18 protein-coding genes are annotated in these 17,763 nt (G+C 70.5%); 8 read left to right on the forward strand and 10 right to left on the reverse strand.

The genetic code is table 11. From position 1 onward, the window contains the following. Positions 1-7 precede the first annotated feature (7 nt). Positions 8-873, forward strand: a protein-coding gene (locus tag IE326_RS19365; protein ID WP_373310240.1) for an IS5 family transposase whose coding sequence is annotated in 2 segments (ribosomal slippage) — positions 8-359 and positions 359-873 — 867 coding nt in all. Because the reading frame shifts where the segments join, the coding sequence is not laid out codon by codon here. A gap of 55 nt (positions 874-928) precedes the next feature. Here the strand turns inward: IE326_RS19365 and IE326_RS19370 are convergent. Beyond that, positions 929-1,069: a hypothetical protein gene (locus IE326_RS19370; protein WP_190042365.1), complete on the reverse strand. Its 141-nt coding sequence runs from the start codon at positions 1,067-1,069 to the stop codon at positions 929-931. 112 nt (positions 1,070-1,181) lie between these two features. Between IE326_RS19370 and IE326_RS19375 the strand changes: the two genes are divergently transcribed. Together IE326_RS19375 and IE326_RS19380 are read left to right on the forward strand one after the other, a co-directional pair. Then, entirely contained in the window at positions 1,182-1,553 is a 372-nt protein-coding gene (locus IE326_RS19375) for a DUF8825 domain-containing protein (RefSeq protein WP_190042366.1), read from the forward strand. Between the two features lie 23 nt (positions 1,554-1,576). Then, entirely contained in the window at positions 1,577-2,050 is a 474-nt protein-coding gene (locus IE326_RS19380; RefSeq protein WP_229915508.1) for an HAD domain-containing protein, read from the forward strand. A 363-nt stretch (positions 2,051-2,413) separates the two neighbouring features. On the opposite strand, the gene IE326_RS19385 is transcribed toward IE326_RS19380, so the two are convergent. From IE326_RS19385 to IE326_RS19395, 3 genes are all read right to left on the reverse strand, one after another. Next, complete coding sequence (locus IE326_RS19385) at positions 2,414-3,523, reverse strand: pentapeptide repeat-containing protein (protein ID WP_308440327.1); 1,110 nt, start codon at positions 3,521-3,523, stop codon at positions 2,414-2,416. A 470-nt stretch (positions 3,524-3,993) separates the two neighbouring features. Then, positions 3,994-4,476: a hypothetical protein gene (locus IE326_RS19390; RefSeq protein ID WP_190042369.1), complete on the reverse strand. Its 483-nt coding sequence runs from the start codon at positions 4,474-4,476 to the stop codon at positions 3,994-3,996. A gap of 491 nt (positions 4,477-4,967) precedes the next feature. Next, complete coding sequence (locus tag IE326_RS19395; RefSeq protein ID WP_190042370.1) at positions 4,968-5,330, reverse strand: hypothetical protein; 363 nt, start codon at positions 5,328-5,330, stop codon at positions 4,968-4,970. A gap of 183 nt (positions 5,331-5,513) precedes the next feature. Here IE326_RS19395 and IE326_RS19400 point away from each other — a divergent pair, with 183 nt between their 5' ends. The 3 genes from IE326_RS19400 to IE326_RS19410 all read left to right on the forward strand — a co-directional run bounded on the left by IE326_RS19400 (position 5,514) and on the right by IE326_RS19410 (position 6,983). Then, a complete protein-coding gene (locus IE326_RS19400) occupies positions 5,514-5,915 on the forward strand; it encodes an SSI family serine proteinase inhibitor (RefSeq protein WP_190042371.1) in 402 nt (133 codons plus the stop codon). 239 nt (positions 5,916-6,154) lie between these two features. Next, positions 6,155-6,598: a hypothetical protein gene (locus tag IE326_RS19405; protein ID WP_190042372.1), complete on the forward strand. Its 444-nt coding sequence runs from the start codon at positions 6,155-6,157 to the stop codon at positions 6,596-6,598. A gap of 142 nt (positions 6,599-6,740) precedes the next feature. After that, on the forward strand, positions 6,741-6,983 hold the full coding sequence (locus tag IE326_RS19410) for a helix-turn-helix domain-containing protein (protein ID WP_190042373.1): 243 nt from the start codon (positions 6,741-6,743) through the stop codon (positions 6,981-6,983). Positions 6,984-7,248: 265 nt separating this feature from the next. On the opposite strand, the gene IE326_RS19415 is transcribed toward IE326_RS19410, so the two are convergent. After that, on the reverse strand, positions 7,249-7,779 hold the full coding sequence (locus tag IE326_RS19415; RefSeq protein WP_190042374.1) for a hypothetical protein: 531 nt from the start codon (positions 7,777-7,779) through the stop codon (positions 7,249-7,251). 279 nt (positions 7,780-8,058) lie between these two features. Beyond that, positions 8,059-8,457 (reverse strand): hypothetical protein, encoded by a 399-nt coding sequence (locus IE326_RS19420; protein ID WP_190042375.1) that lies wholly within the window; start codon positions 8,455-8,457, stop codon positions 8,059-8,061. Between the two features lie 233 nt (positions 8,458-8,690). On the opposite strand from IE326_RS19420, the gene tap reads away from it, so the two are divergent. Further along, complete coding sequence (gene tap, locus IE326_RS19425; protein ID WP_190042376.1) at positions 8,691-10,838, forward strand: telomere-associated protein Tap; 2,148 nt, start codon at positions 8,691-8,693, stop codon at positions 10,836-10,838. 2 nt (positions 10,839-10,840) lie between these two features. Next, complete coding sequence (gene tpg, locus IE326_RS19430) at positions 10,841-11,398, forward strand: telomere-protecting terminal protein Tpg (RefSeq protein ID WP_190042377.1); 558 nt, start codon at positions 10,841-10,843, stop codon at positions 11,396-11,398. Positions 11,399-11,897: 499 nt separating this feature from the next. On the opposite strand, the gene IE326_RS19435 is transcribed toward tpg, so the two are convergent. The 4 genes from IE326_RS19435 to IE326_RS19450 form a co-directional block, all read right to left on the reverse strand. Further along, positions 11,898-12,272 carry a hypothetical protein gene (locus IE326_RS19435; RefSeq protein WP_190042378.1) on the reverse strand — a complete coding sequence of 125 codons (375 nt, stop codon included), beginning with the start codon at positions 12,270-12,272 and terminating at the stop codon, positions 11,898-11,900. Further along, positions 12,269-12,463: a hypothetical protein gene (locus IE326_RS19440; RefSeq protein ID WP_190042379.1), complete on the reverse strand. Its 195-nt coding sequence runs from the start codon at positions 12,461-12,463 to the stop codon at positions 12,269-12,271. The genes IE326_RS19435 and IE326_RS19440 overlap by 4 nt, the downstream gene beginning before the upstream one ends. 72 nt (positions 12,464-12,535) lie before the next feature. Continuing rightward, positions 12,536-15,952 carry a tetratricopeptide repeat protein gene (locus IE326_RS19445; RefSeq protein WP_190042380.1) on the reverse strand — a complete coding sequence of 1,139 codons (3,417 nt, stop codon included), beginning with the start codon at positions 15,950-15,952 and terminating at the stop codon, positions 12,536-12,538. Further along, the gene (locus IE326_RS19450) at positions 15,889-17,433 is read right to left on the reverse strand and encodes a CHAT domain-containing protein (RefSeq protein WP_229915664.1); all 1,545 of its coding nucleotides are present in this window, start codon (positions 17,431-17,433) and stop codon (positions 15,889-15,891) included. The genes IE326_RS19445 and IE326_RS19450 overlap by 64 nt, the downstream gene beginning before the upstream one ends. Positions 17,434-17,763: the final 330 nt, after the last annotated feature.

Raw genomic sequence — 17,763 nt, forward strand, 5'->3', positions numbered from 1 at the left:
TTGGAAGGTGCGGGTCGTTCGTCGGGGCGTGTCGTTGAGTAATGCGCAGTGGGCGCGGATCGAGCCGTTGTTGCCGGATCGGACGCCGAGGCGGGGCGGGCGCTGGCGGGATCACCGGCAGGTGATCGACGCGATCGTGTTCAAATACCGCACCGGGATCCCCTGGACGGACCTGCCCGAGCACTTCGGTTCGTGGAAGGGCGTCCACAACCGGCTGCGAAAGTGGGCGGCCGACGGCACCTGGAAGAGAGTCTTCACCGCGTTGCTCGCCCAGGCCGACGCCGAGGGCGATCTCGACTGGGTCGTCGCGGTCGACTTCACCGTCGTTCGTGCTCACCAGCACGCGGCCGGAGCCCGCAAAAGGGGGCGCTGGCCGGCGAGCCGGACCATCATGCGCTTGGGCGTTCTCGCGGCGGGCTGACGACGAAGATCCACCTGGCGGCAGACAGCAGATGCCGTCCTCTGGCCTTTGTCATCACGCCCGGCCAGGCTGGTGACGCCCCTGCATTCCCCGAGGTGATGGCGAAGGTCCGGGTGCCCCGTCCGGTCGGCAGGCCACGGACGACGCCTCATGTGGTCCTCGCGGACAAGGCGTACTCATCCCGCGCGATCCGCACCTACCTGCGACGTCGTGGGATCCGGGCGGTGATCCCCCAGCCCGTCGACCAGACAGCGAACCGCAAACGGCTCGGCCGTCGTGGCGGGCGCCCTCCAGCTTTCGAGCGCGAAGCATACAAACAGCGGAACACCGTCGAACGGTGCATCAACAAGATCAAGCAATGGCGCGGACTGGCCACCCGCTACGACAAGACCGCCACCACCTACCTCGCCGCCCTCCACCTCGCAGGCATCTTCATCTGGTCAGCGCGGTGATCCAGAAGAAACGGCCTAGGGGGTGCGGGCCTCGAAGCCTGCGGGAGAGGGCGGGTCAGATCCAGCCGGTGTCGCCGTGGACGCCCCACTCCGGGTCGGCCACACCCCAGCCAACGTCCCCGCGCCGGTAGCCCCACCCCGGGTCGGTGATGCCCCAGCCCGTGTCGGCGTAGCCCCAGCCGATGTCGCTGCTCATGCTGTTCCCCTCCCTGCGCGCGGCGCGTCGGTGCTGCGCCGATGGGGTGACCGTAACCGCAGGCCGGGGCGGTTCACCAGACCCTGAAATCGAACATGCATAGGATTCTGGTGTGAGTGAGTACGACTTCCCCGACGACCTGAAGAAGCTCCAGGTCGAGCTGCACCGCGCGTACGCGGAGTACCGGGCGCTGGCCCGGTCCCTGCCGTGGTCGGTGGAGCCGCTGCCCGGCTGGCCGGGCACCAAGCACCCTCACACCGAAGAGGTGAGCGCGGGCCGGGAGGACAGCCCCGGATACACCCCCGAGCAGGCCGCGGCCGAAGCCGGACTGTGGGCGCGGATCCAGGAGCTGTCGGTGGAGGTGTCCACGCATCCGTACTGGAGCACCCTGGAGCGCGGGCCGAAGGTCATCGAGGCCAGGATGGCGCTGAAGCACCACGAGGACGTCCTGGCCGCAGGCGGGGACGAGGCATCCGCGGCGTGACCCGGGGTGGGAAGGAACGCCCGGTGCTGTTCCTGGACGTGGACGGGCCTCTCCTGCCGTTCGGTGACGGCCTCCAGCGGGAGGTGTCAGGCACTGCGGCGGATGCGCACCTGATGCGGCTCGACCCGCTTCTCGGGCCCCGTCTCGCGGCACTGCCGTGCGAGCTGGTCTGGGCCACCACCTGGGAAGATGCGGCGAACGCCGACATAGCCCCGCGCCTGGGCCTTTCGCCGCTGCCGGTCGTGCGCTGGCCGGAGCCCTCCGCCGCGCAGGAACGCGAGGACAGGTGGTTCGGGCTCCACTGGAAGACCCGGACCCTGACCGCGTGGGCGGGCGACCGCCCGTTCGTCTGGGTCGACGACGAGATCACCGACGCCGACCGGGACTGGGTGTCCGCCCGTCACCCCGCCCCGGCGTTCCTCCACCACGTCGCGTCGTTCCGCGGCCTCACCGGCGACGACTTCGCCGTCCTCGACCGCTGGCTGCGGACCTCGTGAGACTCCCGGAGCGATCCGCGGGGATGGACGACTGCGGGCCGGCGCCCGTGCTCAGCGCCGCCGCGAAGTAGGGCCGGGCCCTGCCGTCCCTGCTGGCCGTGCACGGGCCGGAGCCCTCCGTCGCGCACGAACGAGAGGACCAGGGCTCCGGGCTCCGCGGGGAAGCCCGGGTCCGGGTGACCTGGGCGGCCAGACGCCCCTGAGACGGGCTGCCGGAGCGGGAGGGCGTTCCTGCAGCCCGGGAGTTGCCGACCCGATCCGAGCCCCTGCGGGACCGGACGGCGTGAAGGCATCCGCGGTCTACCGGCTTCACGGCGAGCCCGAAGCGCTCTTCTGCATCGGCGTGGCCCGCGCCCCGCCCCTTCAGGAGACTGACGGCAGCCAGGCGGAAGACAGGGTGACCCCGGCAGGAGGCGTGTCTCCGGTCTCAAGAAGTCCCTGAGGCATCGGACCGGTCGCGCCGCCGAAGTGCACGAGGCCGCCGGAGAACGCTGCGCCATGGAACTCCACGACGCCGCCGGAGAACCTCGCGCCGCGAAAGATCACACGGCCGCCGGAGAACCTCGCGCGACCGAAGTTCACGCCGCCGCCGGGGAACGCCGCGCCGCCGAAGTTCACGAGGCCGTCGGAGAACGTCACGCTACCGAAGTCCGCCATGCTGTTGGAGAATGTTGCGCCGCGGAAGTTCAGGTAGCCACCGGAGAATGTCGCGCCATGGAAGTCCAGGTAGCCGTCGAGGAATGTCGCGCCGCGGAAGTCCAGGTAGCCGTCGAGGAATGTCGCCTCGCGGAAGTCCACGTTGCCGTCGGGAAACGTCGCGCCGCCGAAGTTCACGCCGCCGGAGAACGTCGCGCCGTGGAAGTCCAGGCGGCCGTCGATGACGGTGCTGGTGAGGTCGAGGTCGCAGCCCTGCCAGGAGCGGTGGGATCCCTCGGGGCGCCGGTAGTGATCGCCGATGAGGCGCAGGATGGTGTGGCGGACTTCGCGGAGGGCGAGGTAGTGGTGGTGTCCCTCCAGGTGGGCGGGGTCGTCGCCGGGGTCGGGGCTGTGGGGGAGCCGGAGGTAGGCACACAGGACGTCGACGCAGGTCTGCCGGAGGTCGTCGTCGGGGGCGTCGTCGGCGAGGCCGGCGAGGGCGTGGACGCCTCCGAGCCGGACGGCCGGGTAGTCGGAGCCGAGCTTGTCGACGGCCTGGGAGAAGCGTTCGGTGTGGAGCCGGGTGGCTTCGCGGTGGGCGCCGGCCTCGTCGACGCGCTGGCGGCGGTAGGCGACGACCAGGGCGACGAGCGCGCCGGCCCCCGCGACCACCCCGAAGGAGAGCTTCACCAGGTCGAAGAGCGTCGCCGCGTCGAGCTTCGCGGTGTGGTCGATCTCCTGGACGTCCAGGAGCAGGACCAGGCCGTAGAAGACGCCGCCCGCGCCCAGGACCGCGGCGGCGAAGATGAGGGTGAGCGCCCGGCCGACCCTCCACAAGCGCAGTTCGCGTTCTTCCGGTATCCGGGACCTTCTTGCGGACGTCATGACGCTATAGACAAGGCGCGGCGGCCGACGGTTGCGGCCGGCACGGGGCCGAGATCCGTCCCGATGGGCGACCCGGAGGGTGCAGCCCTCGGCCCCGTCCCCGGACGGCGTATACCAGGCGGTGCTTTCGGGGGCTGCGAGCGACACCGGGGCGAGGAACGGGAAGCCTCCGCGTCCGGTTCATACCCTTCGGGCATGGGTCGCTGACGCGCCGGAGGCAGCTGTGGGCGGGATCGAGGGAGCGGGCGGAGCCGGGCGCCGGCCGGTTGTGCGCGCGGCGTCGGCGCGGACGTGCGGGACGCCGAGCGGGTGCCGGGCCGCGCACAATGTGGCCACCCGGACCCCGTTCGAGGGTTGGCAGCTCGCACTGCAACTCGCCGCTCTGATCCTGTGGCTCCGCGAGCCCGCACCCTGAATGCGTTTCAGCGGCCAGGCGGCTGGACTGCAAGCGCGGTCGATGGGATCCCCTGCGCTGCCAGCCGGGACAGGAGTTCTGCCTCCTGTTCCTGCGTGAGGACCATCCACAAAGAGGTTCCCGAGTCGCTGGTGCCGAAGACCAATTGGCCCTCTCGCCAGCCTTCGGCGTTGATCGTGTGGGGAACCAGATCCAACATCAGCTCGAACTGCGCATCGTCACGGACGTCGATGTCGATGCCCATCCCCGGGTCGGCGCGTTGGGCCCGTGTGCCGGCCGCCACCGCCTCCCGGGCCAGGCACAGGACGCGTTCGTAGGAACGGAGCACCGCCGGGGGCCAAGGATCATCGCTGTAGGCGTCGAGGTGGGCGGCGTCAATGTCGGTGCGCAGTACGCGCAGCGCCTCGCGGTGAACGAGCGCGATGTCTGCCGGGCTCAATCCGGCGACGAGTATGAGTTCGCGGCTCATGCCGCCATGCTGGTTGATCACACACGTGACCCTCCCACATGCAGTTATCCCGCTTCTCCAGAGGATGGCTGCCGCCACAGCATGATCCTTGTCGCACACGTCCTAGTCCGGCAGGGACCCGGACCCCAACCACGAGACGCTGTCGGCGTACCGCTTCGGCCGCTGCCGGTGCCCCGAGTGCAGAGAAGCCAGGGCCCGGTCCGGGCCTGGAGCCGGTAGACACTTGCATCCGAACCCGCCCCACCTCCAGAACCCTCACCGAGCGTCCGCCGCCCCCCGACGGCGGGCGCTCTTCAGCACACCCGCGCGAACCCGCACTTCACCTCGGCGATCGCGCCCCAGCGCCTGTGGTCACCCCTGACGGTCGGCCGGGTGGAGGCGACGCCGCAGCGACAGGCGTGGCGTCGGCGCGGACGTGCGGGACGCCGCACGCTGGCAGACTCTGCCCCCGCTCGGAAGCCTTTCGGGTAGGGCACCGTCGTCCTTCGCTCTTTCGGCAGGCGTCCATCGCCTCACAAACGTCGTGCACCCCGCGCGCTCCAGGTAAGGAACCCGAGCAGGACAGCCCACTGAACGAGGGTCGCGGGCAAGGATCCTGCCAAGAGGGGAAGCACCGAGGGGAGAAGCAGCAGCGTTCCGCACACCGCGGTGAACGCACCGGCGTCTGCCTTCCGTGTCAGGAGACGGGCGACGGCGACCAGCAGCAGTGAAGGGAGCCCCACCACCAGGAGGAGGCCCTCGAAGAGGTCGACGTAGCCGTCGGCAGCTCCCCCTTCCACGGCCATGGACACGCCGAGGAAGGCGCCCCACACCCCGCAGAAGGCCACCAGGTATCTGGACGCATCCTGCACGATCAACAACCTGATCTTCGCCACGTCATCCCCCCTAGCGGCACGGGCGGATCACCGTGCCGATGAACCGCGACAGGCACACCCTGACACGACAATTGAACGCGTTCAAGTCATCGGAACGGTTCCCCGCACCGCACCGGCCCCAACTGCACGTCCTCCCCGATCGAGCGACGTCACCCGACGTCACCGTGCCGCGTTGGCCTGGGCATGAAGATCACCACCGCTCTCGCCGGAGCCGCGCTCGCCGCCCTCACCCTCACCGGCACCGCCGCCGCGGCCCCCTCGCCGGCCGAGGACGCCCGCCTCTGGCTCACCGTCACCCGCACCACCACGGACGGCGTCTCGGCCACCGGCAACATCTGGCTCGACTGCCCCGGCCGGCAGGGCCCCGGCCACCCCCACCGCGAAGCCGCCTGCGCCGACGTCACCGCCGCCCACGGCGACCTCGACGCCCTCCCCGGCCGGGACACCGCCCTGTGCTCCAACGACGCCGTCGAGGTCACCGCGACCGCCCACGGCACCGTGAAGGGCCGCGAGGTCCACTGGGAGCGCACGTACGAATCCGACTGCCACCTCACCCTCGCCACCGGCCCGCTCTTCGACTTCTAGCCCCCGCCCCGCCCCCAGCGCGCGCCACGACGGCCGCGCCGGACGGCGGCGGGCGTCTACCGTGCACGAAGGGGCGGCCCGAGCACGCCATTCGGTCAAAAATGCAGCTCATCTCCTGCCGCCCCTGCCGGATCCCCCGACTCCCCTGTGAGGGGGATCCGGCGCCACCGCGTTCACTCAGCCGTGTGGTGCGCGGGACGGGAGCGTCTCCGGCGAAGCCGCCGTTCGGTTGTCTGATCATGAAACGATTCCGGACCCGCACGACGGCGGCGGCCGTGACCGCCCTCCTCCTGGCCGCCGCCGCACCGGCCTCCGCGGCGACGTACACCCACGACCGGCAGAACGCCTGCCGCCAGGTGAAGGAGAAGGACGGGTGCCGGCCGGGCATCGTCGTCAAGCACTGGCACAAGGGCCGCTCGACCGCACGCGGCGTCGGGTGGGTGTACGCCTCCATGGAGACCCGGGGACGTGCGGCGAAGGCGCGCTGGCTCTACCAGCGGCCCGGCGGCCGGATGACCGCCGCGACCGGCTGGAAGACGGCGACGCGGCCCGGCTCCGAGACCTCCTTCGTGGAGACCTCCTGGGGCCGGGACGGCCGTACCGGGCCGCAGTACCCGGTGGGCACGAAGATCTGCGTCCAGTTCCGTGACCTCGGACAGCCGCTCTGCGTACGGCTCCGCTGACGGCCCGCCCCCCTCTGCGCCCCGTCCGGGAACACCTCGGGTTCTAATGAACGTCGCAACGCCCGATGTCAGCGGGTAGGCGATGAAGGACAGAAGGATCACTGCTGGGGGACGCCCAAACGGCAAGCGGGCGTCCCCCGAGGTGAAGCAGCAGTTCCTCGACCTGATACACGAAGGCGTGAGTATCAGGGAGGCCAGCCGACTTGTCGGCATCAACCGCCGGACCGGCCAGGAGTGGGTCAACGGCCGCAATGAGCGCGTAGGAACGACCAAACCCGGCCGGACGGCGGTGAGGCCGGCCGTGCATCCGCTGATCGGCATCCTGTCAGTCGGCCGTCGTCGCCGGTCGTCAAGGAGCACCATCTACCAGCTCGTGTCTTCGTAGGCGTGATGCCGCACTTGCCGGTCCTCAGAGAGTGACGCCTGCCTTTCCCCGCGGCGACAATCCGCGCGTAGGCGTCAAGGTCAGAGGTGCAGCGGGTCATGAGGGCGACGGTGACGTTGTGGATGGCAGGTACGTCGGGGTCGAGGACGGCCAGGGCGCCGTCCCGGAAGGAAAGAAGGCGTCCGGGTGGTTGGTCAATCGGTTCGACGCGGAGCGTCAGGAACTCGTGCGGGTGCTCAGCGCTGGGATTGCTGTGGCGCACGGGCTATTCGTCCCAGTCGTCCTCTGGTTCGGATTCGCGTACGAACCAGAGATCGAGGCTGTACTGCTCAGTCGTAGGGCACTGCCTCCACGCTGCTCCGATCTGTTCCGCGTCCCATTGCTCCTCGGCGCCGCGCTGGATGCATGTGTTGTAGTAGCCAGCCGTGGCTTCTCGTCCGCTCCATGCCGCGTGTCCGTTGTAAACGCCGGTTCGGGGTAGGTCCATCACGCCTGCCGGGCCGAAGGTGAGTTGGTTGACGACGAGTTGGCCCGTTTCTGATTCCAGAGAGACAGGAACCGTGCCCTCAGCGTCTTCCGGGGGCCTCTGGGGGGTATCCCAGATCCTGATGGTGACCTGTACTTCGATGTCGGGTTGGCTGGTCTGCAGGTAGAGGTGATAGCCGTTCCCGGCGACCACCTGAGTCCTGGACTGCTGCAACGACTCATCGTCCCCGAGGAAGGCATCCGAGTCGTACACCTCTACGAGCCTGTAGCCCGGCCGGGCGTTGGTGCTGTACTCGGTGATGAGAGGCACAAGGGCTCCGTCGTTACTCAGGGAATGATCTTCACGTGGTTGCGTCTTTATTGAGGACGCGGTTCAAGATGAACATGTTGCTGCGGCAGGCTGCCCACCACTTCGGCTCCAGCGAGCGGGAAATTCCGGAGCCGTCGGCTGCTTCCGAACCGGGCTGACCAGGCCGGTCAAGGTTCGATGACACGGGACAGTCGGTGTCCTGTGCCACCGATCCTTGACCGATTGCCACTGAAGTTGGACCACTGCACGGTTCGTGTCATCGAACCTTGACCGCCCTGGTCAGACTGGTCCCGGGCCCGCCGACTGCTTCTCACCGTCAGCAGGCTCGGGTGCTGCCCGGGGGCTGGAGCTGAACTGCTCGCCGATGTTGTTCCACATGAAGCCGTCCTGCCAGTTCGGCTTCGCGGCTGCCCAGCCGAACAGTGCCACGAGGACCTTCTCCTGGGAAACGGTCATGGTCTGGAAGTGCTGCTCGGCCACGCCGTCCCGGTATTCGAGCTGGTAGGCGTTGTTCTCACGCAGCAGGACCTGGATGTACCAGCTGCCGGGCAGTCCCTCGTCCACCCGCTCCACGATCAGGTGGGCATTGCCCCGCCGCAGGTTGGCCAGCATCGTTCCGATGGCGGGCTTGGTGGCGCGCTTCACCACGTGACCGAGTTCGTTGGTCGCTATCAGCATGGCCGGATCATCCAACAGGGGACTGACACCGCCTCATGAGGCTCGGACCTGGGCGGTCAAGGTTCGACGGCACGAACGGTGCAGTGGTCCAACTTCAGTGGCAATCGGTCAAGGATCGGTGGCACAGGACAGTCGGGCCTGTGGCGGCCGTCAGCCCCCTGCCTTCACAATCCTTCGGGCGGGTTAAGTGGAAAGGATAAACGGGAGGGTTAAGCGCTGCTATCTTCGTGGTCATGGGAACCGACAAGACAGCCAAGAACCCTGACGCGGACGCGCTGTTCGCCGCTGCTGACGCGCTCCTCGCGGAGGAGCCGCAGCTCCCGTCTCCCGCTGAGCGGGCCCGTCTGCGCGAGGCCGCCGGCATTACGCAGGCGCGTCTCGCCGCCGCGCTCCAGACCACCACCCAGACGGTGAAGAACTGGGAGAACGGCCGCTCCGAACCCCGCTCGCCGCGCCTGGAGGCGTACCAGCGGATCCTCGACGGCTGGGCCGCCAAGCACCCCGCCTACCCCGCCCCGGCCGCCCCCGCGCCGCAGCCGGCCTCGGCCGCGCCCGCCGCCTTCGCCCCCGCCGCGCCCGCGCCGACGCTCCCCGAGCCCGCCCCGGCCGTGACGACGGCCCCCGCCGATCCTGCGCCGCAGCCGGTTCCGGCCGCGCGGCCCGCGACGTCCCGCCGCCCGGCCGCCCGCAAGGCCGCCCCTGCCGCCCTGGCCGTCTCCGCGGATCCCCGGTTCCGCAACGGCCCGCTCGTCGTCCTCGACGGCGGCGGCGCCGCGTACGACATCAACGGCACCCTCATGCGCTGCCCGGCGGACAGCGTCGTGGACCTGGTGGAGTGGGCCCTCGCCTCTCACCTCGGCGCGCCCCGGCTCCACCGCAACGGCCGCGACTCCGACCCCCTGGTCGTCCTCACCGCGGCCGCCGCCGTCCACCTCGGCCTGCCCGAGCACCTGGAGGGACACGAGCAGCGCCGCTCCCTGCGCCTGCCCGAGGACCACCCCGTCGTCCGCGAGGTCACGGAGGCCGGCTGGAAGCTCACCCAGCGCGGCTTCGGCCCCTGGCCCCGGATCTACCGCTCTCCGCAGGGCGGCGCCCGCCAGTGCGTCCAGCTCGCCGTCCTGTCCTGGGGCGCGCTCGACGACCGGTCCTGGCCCGGCGTCGCGGACATGCACCCCGCCGACATCGCCCGCGCGCTCGGCACCTACGCGCAGCGCGTCCTCACCCCGCGCGGCTCCACCGCCGTCTCCGGCCTGGAGCTGATGACCGCGCTCCGCCCGCCGACCCGCGCCGTCCGCGACAAGACCACCAACGCCTGGGTCTCCGGCCACAACCCCGGTTCCCTCGGCAAGGAACCGCTCGACCCCGCCCCGCCGGAGGCGATCGCCGAGCACCCCGTCGCGCAGGGCTGGACCGGCGGGTTCCTCGACGAGGAGGCGTACCAGTGGACGCGGCCCGTCGACCTTCTCACCGGCCCGGAGACCGCCCTCCCCTACGCTCTCGGCCTCGACCTCAACACCGCGTTCCTCGCCGCCACCGCCCGCCTCGCCGTGGGCCTGTCCGCCCCCGAACACGTCCACGCCCCCGAGTTCTCCCCGAAGATCCCCGGGTCCTGGCTGGCCGACCTCTCCCACATCGACACCGACCCGCGGATGCCCTCCCCGTTCACCCCGGACGGCACCCGGCCCACCGGCCCGGCCTGGTACCAGACCCACACCCTCGCCTACGCCCAGGAACTCGGCCACGACGTCCGCCCCACCGAGGCGTACCTCCGCTACGAGTCCGGCGCCTACCTCGACCCCTGGCACGACCGCCTCAAGACCGCCTACCTCGACACCCTCGCCGACCTCGGCGTCACCCGGGATCTCACCGACGCCGAGTTCCTGGCCGCCATGGAGCACCACAAGCAGCAGGACCCGGCCCTGGCCGCCGTCCTCGCCGCCATCAAGGCCACCATCAAGGGCGGCATCGGCAAGCTCCGCGAACGCCCTCAGGGCAAGAACTACCGGGACGGGGAGCGCTGGCCGGCCCTGGAGCGCCCCACCTGGCGCCCCGACATCCGCGCCGCCGTCATCAGCAAGGCCCGCGTGAACATGCACCGCAAGATGCGCAACATGGCCGCGCTGACGGGCCTGTTCCCGCTCGCCGTCCTCTCCGACTGCGTGGTCTACCCCTCGCCCGGCGCCAGCCCCCTCGACCTCCTCCCGTACGCCGCCTCCGGCAAGCCCCAGGGCGGCTTCCGCCTCGGCCCCACCCCGGGCCTCGCCAAGCTCGAAGGGGTCCAGTCCATGGCGTGGGCCGTGGACCTCCTGGAGCAGGGCTACAACCCCGCCCGGCACATCAAGGGCGACGGTCACGACGCCGTCCTCGACGCAGGAGAGTGACCATGGGAGAGATCGAAGACGCCCTGGAGCGCGCGAGCCGCGAGCACTTCACCCAGGAGCCCCCCAAGACCCTCAAAGGCCAGATCGGCTACCTCCTGCGCCAGCTCGGCAGCGCCAAGGCCGTCGCCGCCGAGATCGGCGTCACCGCCGACTCCGTCAACCGCTACCGGCGCGGCGCCCGCAAGAACCCCCGCACCGACGTCGCCGCCAAGATCGACGCCGCCGTCCGCGCCCGCTGGCAGCCCGGTGTCCGCCAGCGCCGCCGGCGCCAGGCCGCCGCCGGCGGCGGCATCACCGTGGAACTGCGCGCCCAGATCGGCTACACCGCCGCGGTCGGCTCCACCGACGAACCCCGCTTCCGCCGCCTGACGGTCCACCTCCCCAACTCCTACGCGCGGCAGCTGTTCGACGCCCACCAGGCCGGCGCCGCCGACCATGCCATGCGGCAGATCGTCGCCGACGGACTGAAGGAGGTCTATTTCCAGGACGGCGGCAGGCGCGCAGCCGGCCTCTACGACGTGGCGCTGAACTCCATCGACTACATCGACTTCGACTACTGAACTGAAGGAGGTTCACCTCCTGTGTGTCCCGGCTGTTGAGCTGGTCGTGCATAGGGCTGGCGGTCCCGTGGCGCTGGTGTCGTGTCGTCGCTCGGGTGGAGGTCGGGGATGCCGCCGGGCCTGGGGCTGCCATGTCGGTTGGGTAGCGGCGCTCGTGGACCGCGCGGTCGCCGGCTTTCCCGAACCTGTGCGCCAGGGAGTCACACGTGAGTGCTGCTGAAGGCTCCGTCTTCGGGGCGCCGTAGAGATGTGATAGCAGGACCTCCTGGACCGCTCGTTGGCCGAACACCAACTGAGCTGCCAAGAAGCCCTGCCGTCATACCGGACGGCCGCCGCGGTCACCCCATAGGGACCATCCCGGGTATGTCGTCAGCACACGCTGCAGGCAGGCGCGGAATCTTCTCCTGCGTGCCCGGTGCGCGACCGTCCGACGAGTCCCCTTCTGCGCGTGGCGGCGGGGAGGCTGTGGGGCTGGCCGCGGTCCGGGGGATTCCGGAGTTCAGTCCACCTGTGGTTCGTCGGCAACGAGGTCAAGGAGCTGGTCGGGGGTGAGGGTGGCGAGGTCGACGGAGTGGTCCGCACGCACGAGCCGTGCCGTCGTCTGCTCGGTGGAGAGCTGTCGGGCTCGTTCGATGAGTTCACCTGCGCGGCGCCGCTTGCGGATACGATCGGCGATGTCTGTGACCGCGAGCACGGCAGAGGGAACGGACAGGAACAGTGCCGTCACCGCCACGGGGTCGACGCTCTTGGTGTCCGAGCGGGTCACCGCTGTGGCTGGCGGAAGAGCGTGGGCCGGGTGGCCCCAGTCGGCGGTGACCGCCGCGATGCTCTCTCGGGCGGCGTCGGCTCCAGGGCCGGCAATCTCGATGATCATGATTCCTCGGTTTCGTCGTCGATGGTTTCCATGAGCTCGTCGGCCCGAGCCACGATGGTTGCCGCACCGATCACGGAAGCAGCGGCCCGGCACGCCCGGAGCACCTGTCGGGCCTGGGCGTGGACGCCTCTGGCCAGCAGGACCTGCCCCAGGAAGATCCCGACGACCGCGATGCCTTCGGCCCGTTGCATTTTCAAGAGAAGCTGGAATGAACGGACCAGCCTCGGCTCCGCTGCCTGAAGATCCTGACGGCTCAGGTGGATCTAGGCAAGATCCCAGCTGGCTGCTGCGATGCCCTCGATGTCGCCGAGCTGCTCGTTGACCCCCAAGCGCTTCAGGTGCAGTTCAACGGCCTCTTCGACCTCTCCGCGTTGCTGCAGGACGTCCGCGATCTGTCCCCAGGTGATCGCGGCGGATCGGGTGTCGCCGATCTGCTCGTAGGTCGGCAGTTCGATCTCGCGGCGGATGCGTAGTGCCTCTTCGACCTCTCCGCGCTGCTGCAGGACGTCCGCGATCTTTCCCCAGGTGATCGCGACGGATCGGGTGTCGCCGATCCGCTCGAAGGCCGGCAGTTGGACCTCGCGGTGGATACGCAGCGCCTCCTCGGCCTCTCCGCGCTGCTGCAGGACGTCCGCGATCTTTCCCCAGGTGATCGCAACGGATCGGGTGTCGCCGATCTGCTCGAAGGCCGGCAGTTCGATCTCGCGGCGGATACGCAGCGCCTCCTCGACCTCTCCGCGCAGCTGCAGGACGTCCGCGATCCCACTCCAGGTGATCGCAACGGATCGGGTGTCGCCGATCCGCTCGTAGGTCGGCAGTTCGATCTCGCGGCGGATGCGCAGCGCCTCCTCGACCTCTCCGCGCTGCTGCAGGACGTCCGCGATCTGTCCCCAGGCGATCGCGGCGGCGCGGGTGTCGCCGATCTGCTCGTAGGTCGGCAGTTCGATCTCGCGGCGGATGCGCAGCGCCTCCTCGACCTCTCCCTGCTGCTGCAGGATGTCCGCGATCCCACTCCAGGTGATCGCGGCGGCGCGGGTGTCGCCGATCTGCTCGTAGGTCGGCAGTTCGATCTCGCGGCGGATGCGCAGCGCCTCCTCGACCTCTCCGCGCTGCTGCAGGACGTCCGCGATCTTTCCCCAGGTGACTGCGGCGGAGCGGGTGTCGCCGATCCGCTCGAAGGCCGGCAGTTGGACCTCGCGGCGGATGCGTAGTGCCTCCTCGGCCTCTCCCTGCTGCTGCAGGACGTCCGCGATCCCACTCCAGGTGATCGCGGCGGCGCGGGTGTCGCCGATCCGCTCGTAGGTCGGCAGTTCGATCTCGCGGCGGATACGCAGCGCCTCCTCGGCCTCTCTGCGCAGCTCCAGGACGTCCGCGATCCCACTCCAGGTGATCGCGGCGGCGCGGGTGTCGCCGATCCGCTCGAAGGCCGGCAGTTCGATCTCGCGGCGGATGCGTAGTGCCTCCTCGGCCTCTCCCTGCTGCTGCAGGACGTCCGCGATCTTTCCCCAGGCGATCGCGACGGATCGGGTGTCGCCGATCCGCTCGAAGGCCGGCAGTTGGACCTCGCGGCGGATGCGTAGTGCCTCTTCGACCTCTCCGCGCTGCTGCAGGACGTCCGCGATCTTTCCCCAGGCGATCGCGACGGATCGGGTGTCGCCGATCTGCTCGTAGGTCGGCAGTTCGATCTCGCGGCGGATGCGTAGTGCCTCTTCGACCTCTCCCTGCTGCTGCAGGACGTCCGCGATCTTTCCCCAGGCGATCGCGACGGATCGGGTGTCGCTGATCCGCTCGTAGGTCGGCAGTTGGACCTCGCGGCGGATGCGCAGCGCCTCCTCGGTCTCTCCGCGTTGCTGCAGGATGTCCGCGATCTGTCCCCAGGTGACTGCGGCGGATCGGGTGTCGCCAATCTGCTCGTAGGCCGGCAGTTCGATCTCGCGGCGGATACGCAGCGCCTCCTCGACCTCTCCGCGCAGCTCCAGGACGTCCGCGATCTTTCCCCAGGCGATCGCGACGGATCGGGTGTCGCCGATCCGCTCGAAGGCCGCCAGTTCGATCTCGCGGCGGATGCGTAGTGCCTCTTCGACCTCTCCGCGCTGCTGCAGGACGTCCGCGATCCCACTCCAGGTGACTGCGGCGGATCGGGTGTCGCCGATCCGCTCGAAGGCCGGCAGTTGGACCTCGCGGCGGATGCGCAGTGCCTCTTCGACCTCTCCGCGCTGCTGCAGGACGTCCGCGATCTTTCCCCAGGTGATCGCGGCGGAGCGGGTGTCGCCGATCCGCTCGAAGGCCGGCAGTTGGACCTCGCGGCGGATGCGCAGTGCCTCTTCGACCTCTCCGCGCTGCTGCAGGACGTCCGCGATCCCACTCCAGGCGATCGCGGCGGAGCGGGTCTGGCCGAGGTCGGTGAACAGCCGCTGGGCCTGGTGGAGCAGGGTCTCGGCCTGCCCGGTCTCGCCGCGGGTGATCAGGCGGTTGGCGTGGTCGTAGAGGATGGCCGCGTGGTCTGCGGGGTCGGTGTGCTGCTGGTTGGCCCCGACCTGCTGGACGGCGCGGTGCAGGAGGGCGTCGGCTCGCTCGCCGTCGCCGCTGGTGTCGGCCGCGTCGGCGACAACCCGCAGCAGGGTGAGGGGGACCGGGTGGTGGTGGCGGTCGAGAAGAGCGATGGCGTGGTCGCCGAGTTCGGCGGCGGCGGAGGCCGGACCCTTGCGCAGGGTTTGCACAGCCCGTGCGGCGCAGTCCGCGGTGATGACGGGGTGGTCGGCGTCCAGTGCGAGGCGGGTCAGCTGCAGGTCCAGGTCGCCTTCGCGGGGGGATCGGGGTGCGGGTCCGCCCCATCGGGTGTGGAGCGGTTCGACGGCCAGGGCGGCCAGGGCGGCGCGTTCGTCGGGGCTGAGGGGGTTCAGGTGTCCCGTGACCAGGGCGTTGACAGCCACAGCGGCCACGGGCCGGTGGTAGTCGTCCGGGTAGGCGTCCAGGAGGCCGAGACCGCGCAGGCGGGAAGCCGATCCGCCGACCGATTCGGCGAGGGTGTCGACGACGGGTTGCGGGACGGGGCGGGTGAACAGGGTGCAGGCGCGCAGCAGGTCGCAGTGGGCGGGGCCGGCCTGCTGGAGGAGGGTGTCCAGGGCCAGGTTCTCAAGGAACGCGGCCAGGTCGGGATTGTGGGCCGGGTCGCCCTGGCTCAGGTATGCCTCCATCGCGGTGATGGCGGCCTCGGCGCGGGCCAGATCGACCTGTTCGCCGAAGACCAGGCGCAGGCCGATGAGGTCCTGCAGTCCGGGGTTGCCGCGGCTGACGTCCATGGCGCGGCGGGCCAGTTCGGTCCGGTGGGCCAGTTCGGTGTCCAGTACCCGGTTCTTGGTGGTGGCGAGTTCCTGCTGACGGCGGCGGAGCTTGTGCCGGGCCGCCCCGTGGAGCGGTCGGAGCTGGACCGTTTCCAGGCGGTTCTCCAGGCCGTCGAGGCCGAAGGTGTAGCGGCTGGTGAGCAGGAGCCGGCTGTCGGTGGCGGCCGGGTCGAATGCGGCAAGGACGTCCGCAAGCATCCCGGCGGCCCCGGCATGGACCCGGTGCGGGCCTTCGGGGTTGTCGATCAGGACCTGTTCGAGGTCGTCGATGATCAGCAGGAGGGGCCTGCGCCCGCCCTCCGCCTGGGCGCACGGCCCTGCCAGCAGGTCGACCATGAGCGCCCGGAAGAGGTCCGGATGCTCGCGGACGTCGGCGCGCCTGTCCTTGATGAGATTGCGGGCGTCGGGAATCCGGGCGACGGCCTCCTCGACGGCGTCGAGGAGGCCGCCTGGGTGTAGTCGCCGAACACGACCGCAACGGCCCAGTCCGGGAGGCGGTCGGCGATCCGGGCGGCCAGGCTCGACTTGCCCAGCCGGCCTTGCCCGTGGAGCAGCACGCCCCCCTTGTGCCGGCCGCGCAGGGCGCGCAGCGCCTGCTGCAGTTCCGGGCGTCGGCCGACGAACATCCCCGCGGCGGCGACCGGCAGCTGGTGCTTGCGGTCCAGGAACCTCGTGGTCCCGTGGTGCGCGGGCACCATCTGGCGTTTGACGGTACCCGCGACGAGCGGGCCGCCGCCTGCGGGCCCCAGCCACAGCCGTGCCAGGTGCCAGTCGGCGCGCACGTGCTCGTCGGGGCACTCCAGCAGGCGGCGGCGGGCAGCGGCCACAGCCGCGGCCACCTCGACCCGGCGGCTGAGCTGGACGTACAGGTGCTCGGCGAAGAGCGTGGCGGCCCGGTCGCCGACCGAACCGTCCCAGCCGATGACCGCGGGGATGCCGGCGGCCACCAGCTCCGTGGCCAGCGAGTGCGCCACCGCCGCCCCCGGCCCGGCGGCCGGGGCACCGCGGCGCCCCGCGCCCGCGGGAAGGTGCCCGGCCACATCCGCGCCGGTCGCCGTCAGGCAAGCCGACACGAACACCAGCCGAGGCAGGGGCGTCAGCAGGCCCACCAGCTCCTTCGCGCTGGTCGCACGCCCGTCCCCCAGGTCGTCTTCCAGCAGCAGGACCGGTGTGGCGGGCGCCTCGGGGCCCTTGCGCCAGTTGTTCAGCCCATGGCACGACAGATGGACCACCGGCATCCCGCCCAGTTCCGACAGCCGCAGACCCAGCTGCTCAGGGTCGCCCGAGTCCTCGACGACCAGGTCAAGGCTCGTCTCCCCGACAGCCCCCAGGACCGCCAGCTCCTCCGCCTCGAAGTCCAGCTCGCTCTGTCCTCGGGGCGCCGAGGCCATGAACGCGACCCCAAGCCGCCTGTCGTCCAGGGGCTTCGCCGGCCCCGGACGGCCGAGCCTGCGCACCACCGCGAACTGCTCGGCCTCCTCGGCCAGGAACCCACCCTCGGGATCGGCCAAAAGTTCGAAGGGGGCCCGCAGTAGAGCCCACTCCACAGCCGACGGCCGCTTCGGCGCGCGAACCTCGAACAGCAGCGGCAACGGGGCCTCATCCCGTAACTGCGTCAACAGGTGCCGGTCCCCGTCCAGCCACCGGTACAACTCCCGCCCCAGCGCGAGCAGTGCCGGCCGCTGGGAGCCGCCGCGGACCGTGTCCACATACCGGCCCCCGACAGCGATCAGCCACGCGACATCAGAGGCCTGGAGCAGCCTTCGGGAGCCGAGCCCCTCACCGCCAACAACCAACTCGAACCCGTCGGCCTCCACAGCCAACCCAGTAATCACACGCCCCCCTGGCGTAACATCCAGAGCCCTGCACCAGGACCACATCCCCGTCCATACTGCCTCCTCGGTGGACGAGTTGAGCCTCGAATTGCAGCTTCTCTCGGGCCGGCCGAGGGCCAAGGCCCGGCGGAAGCCCCGCCAGCAGCGACCGGTCCCGCGCTGACGGCGGTCGTCCGTCGCGCGGACGCGGTCGATGCGCGAGCGGTGTGTCTCCGCCCACGAGATCCAGGTACCTGTAGGAGCCGTCGGCCTCTGCCGCTCCGCCTGCGACTGTGGAATCCAGGCCGCTCCGGCCTGCCCAGCGTCTATCCG

Source organism: Streptomyces filamentosus, assembly GCF_014654895.1.
GTDB classification, from domain to species: Bacteria; Actinomycetota; Actinomycetes; order Streptomycetales; family Streptomycetaceae; genus Streptomyces; species Streptomyces filamentosus.

What these genes read in the sequence shown, in the direction of transcription:
- IE326_RS19405 (WP_190042372.1), top strand. Translation starts at nt 6,155, where the DNA reads ATGAAACGATTCCGGACCCGCACGACGGCGGCGGCCGTGACCGCCCTC.
- IE326_RS19400 (WP_190042371.1), top strand. Translation starts at nt 5,514, where the DNA reads ATGAAGATCACCACCGCTCTCGCCGGAGCCGCGCTCGCCGCCCTCACC.
- tpg (WP_190042377.1), top strand. Translation starts at nt 10,841, where the DNA reads ATGGGAGAGATCGAAGACGCCCTGGAGCGCGCGAGCCGCGAGCACTTC.
- IE326_RS19370 (WP_190042365.1), bottom strand. Translation starts at nt 1,069, where the DNA reads ATGAGCAGCGACATCGGCTGGGGCTACGCCGACACGGGCTGGGGCATC.
- IE326_RS19435 (WP_190042378.1), bottom strand. Translation starts at nt 12,272, where the DNA reads ATGATCATCGAGATTGCCGGCCCTGGAGCCGACGCCGCCCGAGAGAGC.
- IE326_RS19420 (WP_190042375.1), bottom strand. Translation starts at nt 8,457, where the DNA reads ATGCTGATAGCGACCAACGAACTCGGTCACGTGGTGAAGCGCGCCACC.
- IE326_RS19445 (WP_190042380.1), bottom strand. Translation starts at nt 15,952, where the DNA reads ATGGTCGACCTGCTGGCAGGGCCGTGCGCCCAGGCGGAGGGCGGGCGC.
- IE326_RS19440 (WP_190042379.1), bottom strand. Translation starts at nt 12,463, where the DNA reads ATGCAACGGGCCGAAGGCATCGCGGTCGTCGGGATCTTCCTGGGGCAG.
- tap (WP_190042376.1), top strand. Translation starts at nt 8,691, where the DNA reads ATGGGAACCGACAAGACAGCCAAGAACCCTGACGCGGACGCGCTGTTC.